11 protein-coding genes and 1 pseudogene are annotated in these 17449 nt (G+C 70.7%); 4 read left to right on the top strand and 8 right to left on the bottom strand.

From position 1 onward, the window contains the following. Positions 1-17 precede the first annotated feature (17 nt). From ACE3O1_RS05530 to ACE3O1_RS05520, 3 genes are read left to right on the top strand one after another with little or no spacing between them, the layout of a single operon-like run. A complete protein-coding gene (locus ACE3O1_RS05530; RefSeq protein ID WP_374313261.1) occupies positions 18-245 on the top strand; it encodes a hypothetical protein in 228 nt (75 codons plus the stop codon). 43 nt (positions 246-288) lie between these two features. Continuing rightward, positions 289-3201, top strand: coding sequence for an AAA family ATPase (locus ACE3O1_RS05525; RefSeq protein ID WP_374313259.1), 2913 nt, complete (start codon positions 289-291; stop codon positions 3199-3201). A 55-nt stretch (positions 3202-3256) separates the two neighbouring features. Further along, a complete protein-coding gene (locus ACE3O1_RS05520) occupies positions 3257-4303 on the top strand; it encodes an ATP-dependent DNA ligase (RefSeq protein WP_374313257.1) in 1047 nt (348 codons plus the stop codon). Between the two features lie 7 nt (positions 4304-4310). On the opposite strand, the gene ligD is transcribed toward ACE3O1_RS05520, so the two are convergent. The 7 genes from ligD to ACE3O1_RS05485 all read right to left on the bottom strand — a co-directional run bounded on the left by ligD (position 4311) and on the right by ACE3O1_RS05485 (position 14934). Continuing rightward, entirely contained in the window at positions 4311-5348 is a 1038-nt protein-coding gene (gene ligD / locus ACE3O1_RS05515; RefSeq protein WP_374313255.1) for a non-homologous end-joining DNA ligase, read from the bottom strand. Between the two features lie 49 nt (positions 5349-5397). Then, positions 5398-5994 carry a dihydrofolate reductase family protein gene (locus ACE3O1_RS05510; protein ID WP_374313253.1) on the bottom strand — a complete coding sequence of 199 codons (597 nt, stop codon included), beginning with the start codon at positions 5992-5994 and terminating at the stop codon, positions 5398-5400. A gap of 1 nt (position 5995) precedes the next feature. Next, on the bottom strand, positions 5996-6472 hold the full coding sequence (locus ACE3O1_RS05505; RefSeq protein ID WP_374313250.1) for an SRPBCC family protein: 477 nt from the start codon (positions 6470-6472) through the stop codon (positions 5996-5998). Next, entirely contained in the window at positions 6469-6867 is a 399-nt protein-coding gene (locus tag ACE3O1_RS05500) for an ArsR/SmtB family transcription factor (RefSeq protein ID WP_374313248.1), read from the bottom strand. Before ACE3O1_RS05500 ends, ACE3O1_RS05505 begins: the two co-directional genes overlap by 4 nt. Before the next feature lie 75 nt (positions 6868-6942). Next, positions 6943-8067: an SseB family protein gene (locus ACE3O1_RS05495; RefSeq protein WP_374313246.1), complete on the bottom strand. Its 1125-nt coding sequence runs from the start codon at positions 8065-8067 to the stop codon at positions 6943-6945. 166 nt (positions 8068-8233) lie between these two features. Beyond that, on the bottom strand, positions 8234-12256 hold the full coding sequence (locus ACE3O1_RS05490; protein WP_374313244.1) for a carboxypeptidase regulatory-like domain-containing protein: 4023 nt from the start codon (positions 12254-12256) through the stop codon (positions 8234-8236). 188 nt (positions 12257-12444) lie between these two features. Continuing rightward, entirely contained in the window at positions 12445-14934 is a 2490-nt protein-coding gene (locus tag ACE3O1_RS05485) for an ATP-dependent helicase (protein ID WP_374313242.1), read from the bottom strand. A 202-nt stretch (positions 14935-15136) separates the two neighbouring features. Between ACE3O1_RS05485 and ACE3O1_RS05480 the strand changes: the two genes are divergently transcribed. Further along, entirely contained in the window at positions 15137-15535 is a 399-nt protein-coding gene (locus ACE3O1_RS05480) for a YccF domain-containing protein (protein ID WP_374313240.1), read from the top strand. Between the two features lie 228 nt (positions 15536-15763). Here ACE3O1_RS05480 and ACE3O1_RS05475 read toward each other — a convergent pair. Next, positions 15764-17449, bottom strand: a pseudogene (locus ACE3O1_RS05475) (hypothetical protein); the annotation flags it as partial.

Here is a 17449-nt window from a genome sequence, read left to right as displayed (position 1 = left end):
CACGACAGGAGACCGACATGGATGCCTCGACCCACACCGCCTTCGTCCTCGAGCGGCAGCGCGCGGCCGACCTCGCGCGCGAGCGGGCGGTGCTCGCCTCGCACCGTGAGCGCCGCGAAGCGCTCGGCGGGCCCACTCCGGCTCCTCGCCGCAGCCGGGCGGTGTGGTTCCGGCCGGCTCCGGCTCCGGCTCCCGCTCCGGCGTGCGACCCCGCATGCCTCGCGCTGGCCGGGCCGTCGGCGTGATCGTCCCGCCCACCGCGTCGGAGGGAGGTGCCACGATATGAGCATGCCCGCACTCGCGTCGAGCCCCCGGATGGTCGGGCGCCGCGCCGAGCTCGACTCTCTCCTCCAGGCGTTCGAGGAGGGCCGCGCCGGCCGCGCGCGCACGGCGATCGTCCGCGGCGAGGCCGGCATCGGCAAGACCCGCCTCGTGCAGGAGTTCCTCGGCGAGACGGCCCTGCGCCGCGACGAGTCTCTGCCGGTCGTCGTCGCCGTCGGCCAATGCGTCGACCTCGGACCGATCGGAGCGCCCTTCGGACCCGTCCGGCGCGTGCTGCGCGACCTCCACGCCGCGCTCGGCACCGACGCGCTGCGCGCAGCGGCCGGCTCGCCTGCCGTGATCGCGAGCCTCGCGGCGCTCGTCCCCGGCATCGCCGACGACACGGCGGGCGCCGACGACCCGGTCGGCGGCTTCGCCGAGGCGATCGAGGTCGTGCTCGAGCAGCTGTCCCGCGAGCATCACCTGGTCGTCGTGATCGAGGACCTCCAATGGGCGGATGCCTCGACCCTCGCGTTGCTGAAGACGCTCGCCAGCACCCTGCGCGGCCGCCATCTCACGATCGTCGCGACCTACCGCTCCGACGACATCGACCGCTTCCACCCGCTGCGGCCCGTTCTCGCCGAGCTCGATCGGACGCGCACGATCATCCGCGTCGAGATCGGTCCCCTCAGCGGGGACGAGGTCGCCGAGCAGGTCGCCCAGCTGACGGCTGACGGCCCGCGCGACATCGCCGCTCTCGCGGAGCGGAGCGGAGGCATCCCGTTCCTCGTCGAGGAACTGGTCGACCTCGGCGACCGCGGCCTCCCCGACACTCTGCGCGAGCTGGTGCTCGCGCGGTACTCCCGGCTCGGCGACGACGCGCAGGAGACCGTGCGGGTGATGGCGGCGGGCGGGATGCACGCCGACCACGACGTGCTCGTCGCCGTCTCCTCGCTCGACGAGCATGCCCTCGATCTGGCTCTCCGCGAGGCGATCGATGCGCGGGTGGTGCTGGCCGACGGCGCCGGCTACGCGTTCCGCCACGCGCTCACCCAGGAGGCCGTGCACGGCGAGATGCTGCCGAGCGAGCGCGTGCGGGTGCACCGTCGCTATGCCGAGCACCTCTCGTCGGACCGCTCCGACTCGCACGACGCGGTCTCCGCGATCGCAGAGCACTGGCTCGCCGCCCGTGACCTCACCGCCGCCTTCGATGCGACCGTCGTGGCGCTCGCCCACTCGCAGGCCGGCTTCTCTCCCGCGACTTCTGCGAAGCTCGCCGAGCGTCTCACGGAGCTGTGGGACCAGGTTCCGGATGCCGCGACCCGGGCGGGCACGACCCTTCCGCAGCTGCATCTCGAGGCCGCGCAGGCCTGGCACGATCTGGGCGACGCCGAGCGCGCGCTGCGATCCGCGAACGAGGGGCTCGCGGTGTGCCCGGACGACCCGCTGACGCGTGCCGGGCTGCTGCGCCAGCGGTTCGTCGAGGTCTTCAACACCGAGCACCGCAACCGCCGCGAAGACCTGCTGACGGCGATCGCGCTGCTCGAGGACTCCGCGGATCCCCGCGCGCGCGTGCTGCAGTCACGCATCCTGTCCAACCTCGCGATCACCGAGCACGGCGCCGAGGCGAAGGAGCACGCCGCGCGTGCGATCGCTCTCGCCGAGGAGGCCGGCGACGCCGACGCGCTCGCGGTGGCCCTGACGATCGAGGCATGGCGCATCGGCGACGACGAGGACGACGCTCCCCGCGCCATCGAGCCGATCGAGCGCGCCGCCACGCTCCCCCTCGATCCCGCGCTGCGCGCATACGTCGGCGGCGCGCAGATCGACCTGCTGCTGCGCGTCGGGAGATTCGATGAGGCGGTGGTCGTCGGCGAGCGGCACTACACCGAGATCGTGCGAGCCGGGATCGAGCGGGGCGCGGGTGCGACGATCGCGTTCTCCCTCGCCCGGGCGCTGTTCTCCGTCGGACGCGCGACCGACGCCTTGCGCTACGCGCGGCGCTCTCTGCGCATCTCCGACATGGGCCACCGCGGGTCGGTGCTGCGGCTCATCGCGACGCACTACACCTGGAACGACCAGGCCGATGCCCGCGAGGCCCTCCTGGCGTCCGAACGCACGTCGATCGAGGAGTCGCTGCGCACCAATCCCGAGAAGCACGGATCCTGGGTGATCGACCGCGCCGACGCGGCGCTCGTGATGCCGGGCACGGCGACGCCTCGCAGCCCCGACTGGGGCGAGTTGGTCGACGGAGTGCTCGAGCTCTGCGAGCAGGCCTCGTCGCCGCCCATCGGCCGGTTCGCGGGAATGACGGCCGCGATGCTGCTGGCGGCGGGCGCACGGGGCGAGAGTGGTCTTCCGCGTCGCGACCGCCTCGCCGCGGTGGTGGAAGGGTGGCCCGATCACGGCGCCGCCGCGACCGCCTCCGCCGACTTCGTTCGCGCCATGCTCGCGACCGCCGTCGGCGAGTCGGCCACAGCGCGGGTCGAGCTCTGGCGGGGCATCCACTCGCGGCTTCGCGACGAGCCGGTGCTGCCCATCTGGTACCGCTTGGTCGTGCAGACCTGCCTCGCCGCGGCGCTCGTCGAGGCCGGTGAGCGCGACGACGCCGCACTCCTCCTCGAGGGCGTGAGGGCGGAGGCGCCCGCCGCGGGCGTCGCGCGCGTCGGTCGTTGGGCCGCGGAGATCGCCGCGCAGGCGGGATGGACGGATGCCCCGACCACGGCGACGCGCGACGGCGGGCCGATCGGCGCGCTGACGCCGCGAGAGCGCCAGGTGCTCGAGCTCGTCGCCGAGGGCCTCACGAACCCTCAGATCGGGGAGCGGCTGTTCATCAGCCCGAAGACCGCGTCGGTGCACGTGTCGGCGATCCTCACCAAGATCGGGGCGGCGAACCGCGCGGAAGCGGCCGCTCTGTACGCGGCATCCGTCACCGACTGACGTCGGTCGCGCACGAAAGCGGGACAGCGTCGGGGGCGAGGGGCAGGATGGGGGGATGCCGTACGAGATCCCCGCGCCGATGCTGGCCAAGTCTGTCCCCGCCGTGCCCGATCCGGCCAAGACGCCGGGCGGGCTCAGCTTCGAGCCGAAGTGGGACGGCTTCCGCGCCCTGATCTCGTGGGACGGCGAGAACGTCGAGATCGGCAGCCGCGGTGCCAAGCCGCTGACCCGCTACTTCCCCGAGCTGGTCGAGGCGTTCGCCCGGCTCCTGCCCGAGCCGTGCCTGATCGACGGCGAGATCGTCGTGCCCAAGGGGGAGCCCGGCCGCCAGCGCCTGGACTGGGAGTCGCTCACGCAGCGCATCCACCCCGCCGCGTCCCGCGTGAACATGCTCGCCGAGACGACCCCGGCGATGCTCATCGCATTCGATCTGCTCGCCCGAGGTGATCGTGATCTCCAGCCCGAGCCGTTCGAGGTGCGGCGGGCCGAGCTGGTGGATCTGCTCGGCGCGGTTCCCCACCCGGTGCACGTCACGCGCACCACCGACGACCCGGCGGTCGCGGAGCGCTGGCTCGCCGAGTTCGAGGGAGCGGGGCTCGACGGCGTCGTGGCCAAGCCCCTCGCCCAGCCGTACGCGCCGAACAAGCGCACGATGTTCAAGATCAAGCACGCGCGCACGGCCGACGTCGTCGCAATGGGCTACCGCATCCACAAGTCGGGTGCGGGCGTCGGCTCGCTGCTGGTCGGGCTGTACTCCGACGACGGCACGCTGTACCCCGTGGGCGGAGTCGCGGCGTGGAGCAATGCGCGCCGGCTCGAGCTCATCGACGAGCTCGCACCGCTCGTGGAGCGCGACGACTCCGGCGCGGCGGTGAAGAGCGAGGGCGAGAAGTCCCGCTTCTCGGCTCCCGACCGCGACTCGTCGTTCGTCCACCTGCGGCCTGAGCGCGTGCTCGAGGTGCGCTACGACCAGCTCGAGGGCTGGCGATTCCGGCACACCGTGCAGTTCGAGCGCTGGCGGCCGGATCGGGATGCCGCATCCTGCACCTACGATCAGCTCGAGACCGTCTCGGCCTACGACCTGGGCGACGTGCTCGACTGAGACCGGCTCAGTCCGGCTTCGGCCAGTTCTCGGGGTTGATCCGGCTCGGCTGCACGCGCGGCGGCTCGCCCGGCATCTTCGGGAAATCCGGCGGGAACGGAAGCTCGCCGAGCCCGGCATCCAGGTCGCGCTGCCACCACTCCAGCAGGGTGTCGATGCGCCCGGGCTTCGCCTGCAAACCGGCCCACGGGTCGCCCGCCTCGGCCAGCCGCTGCGGGATCGAACGCACCGTGAAGGCGGCGGGATCGGCATCCGCCAGCTCGTCCCACGTGAGCGGCGTCGACACGGTCGCCCCCGGGAGCGCGCGGGGACTGTAGGCGCCGGCCATCGTGCGGTCGCGGTTGGCCTGGTTGAAGTCGATGAAGATGCGCTCGCCCCGCTCCTCCTTCCACCAGTTCATGGTGACCTTGTCGGGCATGCGCCGCTCGAGCTCGCGCCCCGCGGCGATGACCGCGTGGCGCACGTCGAGGAACTCCCACTCGGGCTCGATGGGGCAGAACACGTGGATGCCGCGGTTGCCGCTGGTCTTGACGAACGCCGTGAGCCCCGCCTCGGCCAGCACGTCGCGCAGCGCGGGAGCGACGGCTGCGGCATCGGCGAAGTCCGTGCCCGGCTGGGGGTCGAGGTCGATCCGCAGCTCGACCGGATTGTCGGTGTCGGTCGCGAGCGAAGCCCACGGGTGGAACACGATGGTGTTCATCTGCACGGCCCACACGGCGGTCGCGATCTCGGTGAGGATGAGCTGCGGATGCCGCCGCCCGCTGTTGTACGTCACGGTCTGGGCCTGGACGAACGACGGCGCACCCTTGGGCGGATTCTTCGAGTAGAAGCGCTCGCCGTCGACGCCCTCGGGGAACCGCTCGAGCGAGACGGGCCGGTCGCCGTTCGAGGTGAGGAACGGCTCGGCGACGGCGATGACGTACTCCGCCAACTCGTGCTTGGTGATCCCGAGCTCGGGCCACAGCACGCGGTTCGGGCTCGACAGCCCGACTTCGCGGTCGCCCTCGGGGCCGGGAACGGTCAGGGTGATGCGCTCGGACGCCATGCCTCGACCCTAGGCGCGGGGCGCGACATCCCGCACCCCCGCAACAGCCTCACCGCTCGACGGGGAACACCAGGTGGGTGACTCGGGTGCTCGGGATGACCGTCGTGGGGTCGCCGAGCCGCACCGCGGCGGGGTCGACGTCGGCGAAGTAGCGGTGCCCCGAGCCCAGCACCACCGGGACGAGATCGACCGCGACCTCATCCACGAGGCCCGCGACGAGCGCCTGACCGGCGATCGTGCCCGCGGCGAGCGCGACGGCGCGGTCCCCGGCGATCTCCTGCGCAGTGGCGATCGCCGCCTCGATTCCGTCGGTCACGAAGTGCGCGTTGCCGGTGTGGGCGTGCTGCCAGTCCGTGGGCACCTCGTGCGTGAGCACGACGAACGGCACGCCGAGCGGATGCACTCCGCTCCAGCCGTCGGTGATGTCGAACAGCAGGCGGCCGACCACGAGGCATCCGAGCTGTCCGACCCAGGCTCGCCAGTAGTCGGCGCTCGCCGGCGTCAGGTGGAACGAGGCCGGTTCGCTCGCGGTGAGGACCTCGACGTCACCGGCTTCGTACCAGTCGAAGAGGCGCCCGGGGTCGTTGTTCTCGTGCGCGACGAACCCGTCGAGCGACATCGAGGCCGAGCAGACGACCGTGCCCATCTCACACCGCCTGGGCCAGCATCGCGTCGAGCTTCTCGTACCCTTCGCGCATGCCGCGCTCCATGCCCTCCGCCACCATGTTCTCGAGCACCTCGACGGTCGGGAAGACGCTGTGGTCGGCGAGGCGGGACCGTCCGCCGGGAAGCGATTCGAAGCGGATGACGTCCATGCTGACCTCGTCGGGCCAGCCCTCGAACTCGAAAGTCTGGATGATGAGCTCGTTCTCGCGGACGGTGTGGAAGACGCCACGGAAGGCGTACTCGCCGCTGCCGTCGCGCTGCACGAACCGGTAGCCGCCGCCGGTGCGGAAGTCCCAGTGGGTGATCTCGGTGCGCTCCTCGCCGGGTCCGATCCACTGCGCGAACAGCGCCGGATCCGCGTGCGCCCGGAACAGCGCCTCGACGGGCGCCTCGAACTCGCGCGTGATGTCGGCGTAGGACGTGCCCGGCACGGCGTCGATGACGAGCGGATTGCTCATGATTCCTTCTCCTTCGTACGGGTGCTGCGGTTCTTGCGAGGGGTCTGAGAGGACGTTCCGGATGCCTCGGCCCGGGCGGATGCCGCAAGCACGGCGTCGAGCCTGCGATAGGCGCGCTCCGCGTCGAGGCGGTATCGGTCGATCCATGCGGTGAGCCGCTCCAGTGCGGCCGCATCGAGGTGGACGGGCTTGCGCTGCGCTTCGCGCGTGCGCCACACGAGGCCGGCGTCCTCGAGCACCGAGATGTGCTTCGACACGGCCTGCAGTGAGATGTCGAACGGCTCCGCGAGCTCGCCGAGAGTGGCCGAGCCGCGGCTCAGCCGCGCGACGATCGCGCGCCGCACCGGGTCGGCGAGCGCAGCGAAGGCCCGGTCGAGAGCAACGTCGGCACCCATTTATCAACCTCTGTCTTTATCAATCACTTGATTGAGTAAACGGTACGCGCATGCAGGCGCGAGGTCAACCCCGGCTCAGCGGGAGGCGAAGACCGGGGCGAGGTCTGCGCGGGAAAGGCGGATCCAGGGACCGGCGGGATCGACGATCACGCCCGAGATCTCGGGATCGCCGTCGAGAGCTCGTGCGAGCTGCGCGCCCGTCACCGGCGCCGCCTGGTCACCGCGGCCCATCACGGCGACCTCGACCGGGTGGGAGTAGACCTCGAGATACCGCGAACCATCCTCGGCGCGCCCCTCGGCCAGCCCCGGGCGCCCGTCGTCTACCTTGCCCACGGCGACCCACAGCGGCACGCGGGCGAGCGCTGTCGCGACGGCCGCGGGCGTGGCGTCGGTGCGCTCCCCCGCGAGGATGGTCTTCACCGTGAGCTCTTCGTCGACCTTCTCCATGACCTTCTCGAGCAGCGGCCGCGGAAGCACGGCGCGCGCCGGAGCGGAGGACTGGTCGATGATCAGCCCCTCGTAGGGCCCGGCGAGTACGTGCCGCAGCACGGCGAGCACCGGCTGCCCCATCGCCGAGGTGTCGACGTCACCGTCCGCGCGCACACTCGCCTGCAGCGCCGCGCCACTCGAGTACGCGAGCGCGAACTGGCGGTCGTCGACCTTGATCACGGCCAGCGGCAGTTCCCGTCCCTCGGCCAGGAGTGTGCGGGCGTCGCCCTTCACCCGCAGGAACAGGTGTCCCTGCAGCATCTGGCGCGCGACGTCGAGGAGCGCCTGCGGCGCGGTGCCGTCGCCGAGCCGCGCGAGCGCTTCGCGCACGAGCACGTTGTCGCGCAGGCCGGGGACTGTCTCGGCGTTGGCGGGCGCCACCTTCGTCGCCGCCCGCGCGGTGCGACGCGGTTGCAGCGTGGGCTTCGCGGCCGGTCCCGGCGCGCCGAGGCCGCCGTACGACGAGACGGAGATCGACACGGATGCCGCGGGCTCGGCCGGCTCGGCGGGCTCGGCCGGCTCGGCGGGCGCGGCCGGCTCCCCAGGCTCGACCGGCTCAGCCGGGCGGGCGGGTTCCGCGGGCTCGGCCGGGCGGGCGGGTTCCGCGGGCTCGGCCGGGCTCACGGGGGCGTCGCTTCCCGCGGCGTCGGCTGCGGCATCCGTCCCCTTCGAGTCGGGAGCATCCTTGGGCCGGCGCGAGAAGAGAGCCATGCGTCGAGCCTAACCCGGGGCACGTGGGCGCCCATCCCGCCGGTTCGGGGCGCGAACCGGGCACGACACGCCGAGCCCCGCGGCGTGTCGCGGTCATTCGCCGCCCCGAACCCGCGACGTATCGGCTTGTGGGGGTGCGCCGGACCGCCGCCTACGTCGCAGGGGGTCACACCTTCGCGCGCCGATATCCCGCGGCGACCGCGGCGGTCTCGGTGCGGAAGCAGTCCTCCGGCTGGGTCGCGTCGTAGTACCGCTGCCAGGGCATGTGATAAATCATCGAGTCCGCGTTCCCCTTGATCGGCGCCCACGACGGACAAGACCACGTGCTGCTCGGAGCGGTCCGGCTGGGGTATCCGATCGCGGCGGTCGCACGCGATGTCTTCGCCACGGTCGAGTAGCCCGTCAAGCGGCCGGTCACCTTCACCGTGATCGTCTTGCCCGCGTGTGCTGTGGTGAGTTTGAGCGACTTCGACGTCGCCCCGCTGATCGCGGAGCCGTTCGCGTACCACTGGTACGTGAGAATCGCCGACGTGGTCCACGTGCCGGTTGCCGCCGTGAGCGTGCCGGTTACCCGCGCCGATCCCGAGATCGACGGTGTCCCTGCGCGCATGACCTGCGCTGTAGCGACGGAGAACCGCGCCACAGTGCCGAAACCGGACTTGCGACCGATCACCTTCAGAGTGATGCGATCGTGTTCGCGTGCCGATGCGAGGACGTAGGTGGAGGAGGTAGCCCCCGTGATTGGCGCCCCATCCGCGTACCACTGGTAGGAGAATGCCGTACCCGTCGTCCACGCGCCAGTCTTGGCGGTGAGGGTGGCGCCGACGGCCCTGATTCCCGAGATCGTCGGAGTCGCAGTGGTCGCAACCCTTGCGGTCGCCGCAGAAATCTTCGTCACAGTCGAGTAGCCGGTCTTCTTGCCGATCACCTTGACCGTGATGGCCTTGCCCTTCTGGGAGGTGCCGAGCTTCAGCGTCGTGCCGCTCGCTCCGGAGATCGCCACGCCGCTCGCGTACCACTGGTAGGTGAAGGACGTACCGCTCGTCCACGTTCCGGGCGCGGCGGTCAGAGTGTAGCCATACGCCAGCGTCCCCGAAATCGTCGGCGTCGAGGTGGCGAGAACCCCTGCCCCGATGGTCGCGCTCGCCGCGGAGGTGACGACGGCGGGTGAATAGTTGGCAAGTGACCCGGTGACCCGCACGGTGAGCTTCTTTGCGAGCTGCGCCGGCGTGATCGTGAACGTCGCGTTCGTCGCTCCCGGGATGGCGGCGCCGCTCGCGAACCACTGGAAGGCGTGGGCGGTACCCGGTGTCCATGCGCCCGGCTTCGCCGTCACGGTGGAACCGACGAGGAGCTTGCCGGAGATGCTCGGCACTGCGGTGGTGAGCACCGCGGGCTGAACGGCTGCGGTGTGAAGCGAGATCATCGAGGCTGACTCGTACCCGGCCTTCGACCCGGTGACGACCACCGAGATGCTGCGTCCGACCTGCGCGGCACCGAGGACGAGCGTCGCGGCTGTCGCACCCAGGATCGGATTCCCGTCGGCCAGCCACTGATAGGCGAACGTCGCCCCCTCGGTCCACGCGCCCGGTACCGCTGTCAGGATGGCACCGAACCGCGCAGATCCCGAGATCGTCGGGACGGCCGACTCCAGTGCGGGGGCGGGTGCGCCGCCGAGCGTCGCACTGATGCCTGTTCGCTGCTCGCCCGGCCCGAGCGTAACCACCTCCGCACTGTCGAAGTCGCTCGCGTCGTTCCAGTACTCCGTGACGACGTCACCGTCGAGCGTCGCCCGGAATGCGACCTTGTAGTCGTCGGCGTTGAGGCCCCCGTAGAACCAGTTGCCCGCCGCATCCGTCGAGGTCCCAGTGCCGGCCTGCCCGGAGGGATGCATGATTAAGATCTCGGCATCGGCCACGGGGTCGCCGAGCGCATCGGTGACGGTCCCCGACATCGCGGCGCTTCTCGTGTCGACGATCGACCCGTCGCCCTCCGACAGCAGGACGTCGATCCCGGTGACCGGAGTGCCCACTGTCACCGGAACCTCGGTCGCAGATGCCCGATCGGGCGCACCATCCCACCACTCGACAAGAGCCTTGCCCGAGGCGTCGAAGCCTGTGAACCGCAGCGTGTAGGTGCCCGACCGCAGCCCGCGGATCGTGTACGCGCCGTCCTCGGCCTGCACGTACGAGTACGCCGAGACCTGCTCGTTCTCGAAGTAGGCATGCACCTCGTAGTTCGGGAATGCGGCGGCATCGCCGGCCACCACGGTTCCACTGATCTGCCCGCCTGCCGCCAACTGCGGGCTGATGCCCGGCGTGGTCGCACCTTCCTGCACCGCGACGGGCGTGCTCGACGGCTTGCCCTGCGCGTCGTCCCACCACTCACTGAGGACGCTGGAGGACGCTTCTGCTGTCGCGAAGAAGACGGTGTGATCGCCTGCGGCGAGACCGCGCACGAGATACGACCCGTCCTCGGCCGTCACCGCGATGCGCTGACCGATGTCGAAGGGGTCGGACCCGATGGGTGTGACACGGACATGGACCCCGGCGACCGGCGCGCCGGCCTCGTCGGTGACGACCCCTTCGATCCCGCCCGCCGCAGCCAGCTGCGGGCTGATCTCGGGCACCTCGGTCCCGGCGGCCACGGTGACGAAGGTCGCCTCGCCCTTCGTGCGCGCGTCGTCCCACCACTCCCCCACGACGTCGTCCGACCCCTCGAATCGGACGAGGTACTGACCGGCGGGGAGGCCACGGGCCACATACCGGCCATCGGAGTCGGTCGCCCCCCACGTCTGGAACCCTCCGACGGTGCCGGCCGACGAGACGTAGACCATGAGTCCCGAAACCGGCCCGCCGGACGCGTCCGTCACCGTTCCGGAGATCGTGCCTCCCGGAGCCAGCTCCGCGCTGATCCCCTCGGTGGTGGCTCCGGCGTGCACGGCAATGACGGTCGCCGACTCCTCGTCGGCGGCACTCTCCCACCACTCGCCGACGACACTCGCTGCGGCGCGATCGGTCGTGAACTCGATTCTATAGCTGCCGGCGGGAAGCAGATCGATGAGGTAGGTCCCGTCCTCTGAGGTCTCATACCCCCAGCCCCTGCCTTCGAACCCGGGCACATCCTCGGCCCACGCGGTGACGACCACGCCCTGAACGGGTGCGCCGTTCTCGTCGGTCACGACCCCGGTGACACTCCCCGCACGGGCCAGCTCCGGGCTGATGCCCGAGGTCGTCTCGCCGGCTGCCACCACAACGTCCGTCGCCTCCGCGGGCGCGACGGCATCCTGCCACCATTCCGACAGCACCGAGGCGCCCGAGCCCGAACCTGAGAACTCCACCCGGTAGGTCCCGGGGCGGACCTTGGGCATCGTGTACTGGCCGTTCTCGTCCGTCGTGGCGTATGCACGGCCAACCCAGTAGTCCCACTCCTCGTCAAATGAGTGTGCGACGACCGACACGCCCGGCAGCGGCGTGCCGGCACCGTCGGTGACCACGCCGGAGATCGAGCCGGCCGCGGAAAGCGCCGGATCGATCCCGGAGACGGCGTCGCCGGAGCTCAGCGGGATGACCGTCGCCGACGACTCGGTGAGCGCGTCATCCCACCACTCGCCCGCCACCTCGGCCGTTGCAGACTCCGTCGTGAACTCGACTTTGTAATCTCCCGCTCGGAGGCCACGGAGGGAGTAGGTTCCGTCGGCACCGGTGAAGGTGTCGCTCTGACCCGCCCAGAAGTCGTCCGCGGGAATGTAGCGATAGGTGCGCACCTGAACATCCGCCACCGGCGCACCCGCCTCGTCTACCACCGTGCCGGAGATCTCCGCACCCGCGGCCAGCTGCGGACTGATCCCCGAGGTCGTCTCGCCTGCCGCGACCGTGATGACGGCGGCGTCGACCTGGTCTGCGGCGTCGTCCCACCACTCGCCGACGACACTCGGCGACGACGAAGCAGTGGTGAACTCGACCTGATACGCGCCTTCGGGCAGTGCATCGATCACATAGGTGCCGTCGGCAGCCGTCGAGGCTGCCCACGCGGACCCTTCGTGGCCCGGGACGTCGAGCACGTGCGCCGTGACCTGCACATCCTGCACGGGGTTGCCGGACTCATCCGTGACTGTGCCGGATAGGGAGCCCTCGGATGCTGCGACCGCCTGCGCAGGCACCGCGGACAGCAGTCCACCGGTCAGCACCAGAACAGTCGCAAGGATAGTGGCGGTGGCGCGCGAGACAGCGCGATTCCAGCTCGAAGGCATGCAGACCCCGTAGGCGTCGCGCGGGAGCTCCGGTCCCGTGCCGGCCGCGCCACCTCACATCCTGGCAGAGCCGGACGATCGCGTCCGGTTGACTGTGGAAAGCCTTGGGAACCCTTGAGCCTCGGCTACAGCTTCTCGATCGGCGCGATCTTGATCAGCAGCTTCTTCGGCCCCGCGGCGTCGAAACGCACGTGCGCCACACGTTTCGCGCCTTCGCCGGTCACGGCATCCACGCGCCCTTCGCCGAAGTCGTCGTGACGGATGCGGTCACCCGGCGCGAGGTCCATGTCACCGTTGTCGCGCACCTTGGCGGGGATCCTGTTCGCGAACCGCTCGATGTTGCCGCTCGGCTCGCGCCGCGGGAGCGGCACGAGGTCGTCGCCGTACCGCTTGCCCGAACCACCGGAGCCGCCGTACCCCGATCCGGAACCGCGCCGGGCGTTCAGCGCCCGCGACTGGACTCCTCCGCGGGAGTTGACGTCGCCCGGCGACTGGCGCCACGTGAGCAGCTCGGCCGGTATCTCCTGCAGGAACCGGCTCGGCATCGCCACGGTGACCTCGCCGAACTGCGCGCGGGTCATCGCGAGCGACAGGTACAGCCGCTTGCGCGCGCGGGTGATGCCGACGTAGAACAGCCGCCGCTCCTCCTGCGGGCCGCCCGGCTCGTTCGCCGAGATCCGGTGCGGGATCAGATCCTCCTCGACGCCGGTGACGAAGACGGCGTCGTATTCCAGGCCCTTGGCGGTGTGCATCGTCATGAGCGACACCGAGCCCGACGCATCCTCGAGGTCATCGGCATCCGACACGAGCGACACCTCGGTGAGGAAGTCCAGCAGCGTGCCCTCGGGGTTGTTGCGGGCGAACTCGCGCGCCACGGCGACGAGCTCGTCGAGGTTCTCGATGCGCGCCTCGTCCTGCGCGTCCTTGCTCGCACGCAGGGCGTCGTAGTAGCCGCTCTTGTTCAGCAGCAGCTGGATGCCCTCGGCCACCGCGGTCGGCGGCGCGAGCTCGCCGGAGGCGGGAAGCATCAGCGCGGATGCCTCGGCCAGCACCGCGTCCAGGTGCGCGATCGCCGCCTGGATCTTGGGACCCACACCGAGCGCCGACGAGTTCGCGAGCGCGTCGCGGAAGGTGATGCCCTCTTCCTGCGCGTAGCGGGAGATCGCCTCGATCGTGACATCGCCGATGCCCCGGCGCGGCCGGTTGATGATGCGGCGCATGGCCATCTCGTCTGCCGGGTTGGCGACGGCCACGAGATAGGCCAGCGCGTCCTTGATCTCGGCGCGCTCGTAGAACTTGGTGCCGCCCATGATCTTGTAGGGCAGCGCCGAGCGGATGAAGATCTCCTCCAGTGCGCGCGACTGCGAGTTGGTGCGGTAGAACACCGCCATCTGCGAGTAGTCCGTGCCCGTGCGCCGGAGGGTCTCGATCTCGTCGGCGACGAACTGCGCCTCGTCGTGCTGCGAGTAGCCGGTGAACCCGACGATCTGCTCGCCCGCGCCGACATCCGTCCACAGCTTCTTGTCTTTGCGATCGAAGTTGTTGCTGATGACCGCGTTCGCCGCGGACAGGATGTTCTGGGTCGACCGGTAGTTCTGCTCGAGCAGCACCACCTTGGCGCCGGGGTAGTCGCGCTCGAACTCGCTGATGTTGCGGATGTCGGCACCGCGGAACGCGTAGATCGACTGGTCGGAGTCGCCGACCACGGTGAGGGATGCTCCGGCCTTGTCGGGATCGTCGGCGGGATCGGCCTCGAAGATCATCATGCCGCCGGCGGAATACGGCTCGGCGTCGGACCCGATCGGCCGCGTCAGCTCGTGGATGAGCGCGTACTGCGCGTGGTTGGTGTCCTGGTACTCGTCGACGAGGATGTGCCGGAACCGGCGGCGGTACACGTCCGCCACATGAGGGAACGCGCGGAAGAGGAACACCGTCTGCGCAATGAGATCGTCGAAGTCGAACGCGTTGGCGCGCTGCAGTTCGCGCTGATACGCCGCGAAGAGCTCGACGAAGACCCGCTCGGCGGGATCTGACATGTTCGCCGATCGCGCGTAGGACTCGGCATCCGACAGCTCGTTCTTGAGCTTGGAGATCTTGCTCTGCGTGGCCGCAGGCGTGAGTCCGAACGCGTCGGCCTCGTGCTCCTTGACCAGCCGCTTGATGAGCGCGCGGGAGTCGCCGGAGTCGTAGATCGTGAACGACTTCGTGAAGCCGAACTGCTCCGCCTCGCGCCGCAGGATGCGCACGCACGCCGAGTGGAAGGTCGAGATCCACATGCCGCGTGCCGAGTCGCCGATGAGGTGCTCGACGCGCTCGCGCATCTCGCCCGCCGCCTTGTTGGTGAACGTGATCGCGAGGATCTGGCTCGGCCACGCCTCTTTGTTGCGCAGCAGCGACGCGATGCGGCGGGTGAGCACGCTCGTCTTGCCCGACCCTGCACCGGCCACGATCAGCAGCGCCGGTCCGCGATAGGTGACGGCCTCGCGCTGCGGCGGGTTGAGCCCGGCGAGAAGGTCGTCGTCGGGGCGGGCGCCGGCGTGCTGAGGCCCGAGGTTCGCGCCGACGATGACGGGAACGGATGCCGCGCGCTGCGCGGCCGCGGAGGCGTCGGTCATAACCCTCCGATTCTAGGCGCGACGCCCGACACCCACGCCCGCCCGTCCGTCCGTCCGGGTTTGGGGCGCGATCGGTCCGGCGGGGCGGGTTTCGCGCGCCCCGACCGGCGCGGGGCGCCCCCAACCCCGAAACTCGCCCGGAAACCGGGCCGGGCACCCCGCACACAGCCGGTTCGCGGCATCCGGTTGGCATGATCGATGCATGCGCACCCTCCTCAACATCATCTGGCTCGTGCTGTCGGGGTTCTGGATGTTCCTCGGCTACCTGCTCGCCGGCGTCGTCCTGTGCATCCTGATCCTCACCATCCCGTGGGGCATCGCCTCCTTCCGCATCGGCGTCTACGCCCTCTGGCCGTTCGGCCGCACCATCGTCGACAAGCCCCGTGCGGGCGTCGGGACGTTCCTCGGCAACGTCGTGTGGGTCGTCCTCGCCGGATGGTGGCTCGCGATCGGCCACATCCTCACCGGTGTCGCGATGTGCCTCACCATCATCGGCATCCCCCTCGGCATCGCGAGCTTCAAGCTCGTCCCGGTGTCGCTCATGCCGCTCGGCAAAGAGATCGTCCACGTCGACGAGGCCCGCGCGCTCGTCCACCACTGACCGGGCGCCGGACGAATCGGGCCCGCGCCGTGACCCCGCGCCATCACCTCGCACCGTCACCTCGCACGGTCACCTCGCCCCCGCCGCGGCGCTTAACTCCTGCACTTTCACTGCGGCGCTCGACGCGATCCGGGGAATCACGCGGGACGGATGCCGCGCCCCCGCCACTCTGCAGGAGTTATGCGCCGCGCAGCCCGCCAACCGCGCCGGCGATCGACCGAACTCGCCTCAGGAAACGGGGACGGATGCCGCGACCCGGCGCCGGCCAGGGAGTGCGAGGAGCAGACCCACGGCGAAGAGCACGGCGCCGAGGGCGGCGGCGATCCACGGGGTCTCCGGCGGGATCTCGAGGTAGGTCGTGATGCCGAGGATCCTCGCCAGGCCCCAGGGCAGCAGTCCCATCTCGTCGTTCCACAGGCTGAGGGCGGTCTCGAGCCCGATCGCGCCGATGACGGCCGCCGGCACCGCGAGCGCCGCGCCGATGGCCGTGAGCACGTATCCGGTCGCGCGGCGCGCGCCGACCTGCGCCGAGAGGGCCCAGCCGGCGGCGACGAACACCCAGACGAACAGGGCGAACGCGACCGCGATGTAGGCGGTGCGGAACATCGGCTCGGTCCAGAACCCGAACCAGTAGCCGCCCGGTCCCGAGAACGACAGGGCGAACAGGGTCACGATGCAGCGCAGCACGATCACTCCGCCGACGGCGGCGATCACCGGCCACGGCGAGCGGCGCCCGACGAGGATCCGCACCATGAGGGCGAAGATCGCCCACCCCGCGAAGACGACCGCGAGGTGGGTCCACGACAGGAACGACGTCTGCACGGCGCGCGTCGCCACCAGGAGGGCGGCCGGGATCACAAGCAGCAGCCACCGGTCGAGGTCGAGCATGCCCAGGGTCGACTCGCGGGCGCGCCACGGCCGGGTCGACGCGATCCACGATGCGCGGGCCGCTGCGGCCCCCGGCCGGCGCACCAGCCGTGTGCGCGCGGCGAGCATCCCGATCACGACCCAGGCGGCGGCGAGCACCAGCAGCACGCGCGAGAACCACGCCATCGCGAGGTCCCGCTCGGCGCGCTCGACGCCGAGCTGCGCCGCCGTGAGGTTGAACGCCGGGTAGTCGACGTTCCCCTCGTACTTCTCCAGGTGCGCGGCGGCGAGCGCTTCGTACTCGACACGGTCGGCATCCCACTGGGCATGGACCTCGGGCGAGAGGGTGTCGTGCCACTGCCCCTGGTGCAGGATCATCGCGCGGTAGGCGCCGAGCAGCCGCAGCACGTCGAGCTCGTAGTCGAGCGTCTCCACGAAGGCGTCGTGGAGAGCGGGATCGCGCCAGGTCGCGGCATCCGTCCCCGCCACCGCGTCGCGCATCGCCTCGACCGTCTCGACGGCCTCGCGACCCCCGGCGATGACCGACTCGATGTCGCCGCCCGTCGAGTCGCGCGAGATGGCGTAGAGCACGTCGAGCACCGCTGAGTCGCCGGTGAGGATGTCCCACTCGAAGATCCACATCATGGGCGGCGGCTCGAGCCCGATGGCGAACACGCGCTTGTCGGCGAACGCCTCGATGTACATGCCCTGCTCGATGGCCTCGCGCGAGAGGTCCATCGCCTGCACGATCGCCGACACCGTCGCGGGGTCGTCGGAGAACCACTGGCGCGCCCAGCCGGCCGTGACGTCGGCGACATCGGTCTCGGGATCGCGCGCGAGCGCGGCGGCCACCACGGTGTCGAGCTCGTAGAGCTGCCAGAAACCCGCCTTGAGGTAGAGCGTCATGGGGCCGGCCCGCCAGGGCCCGCCGTCCTGAGTCCACACCCACACGCCCTCGATGTTCGGGTTCGCGGCGAGGAGCGTCTGCAGCGCCCACTGGTACTCGCGGCCGAGGTCGTTGGGGAAGGCGCCGAAGTTCTCGAACTC

Source organism: Microbacterium sp. (assembly GCF_041909575.1).
In the GTDB taxonomy this organism is placed as follows: Bacteria; Actinomycetota; Actinomycetes; order Actinomycetales; family Microbacteriaceae; genus Microbacterium.
This window is presented reverse-complemented; position numbering and strand designations above follow the sequence as displayed.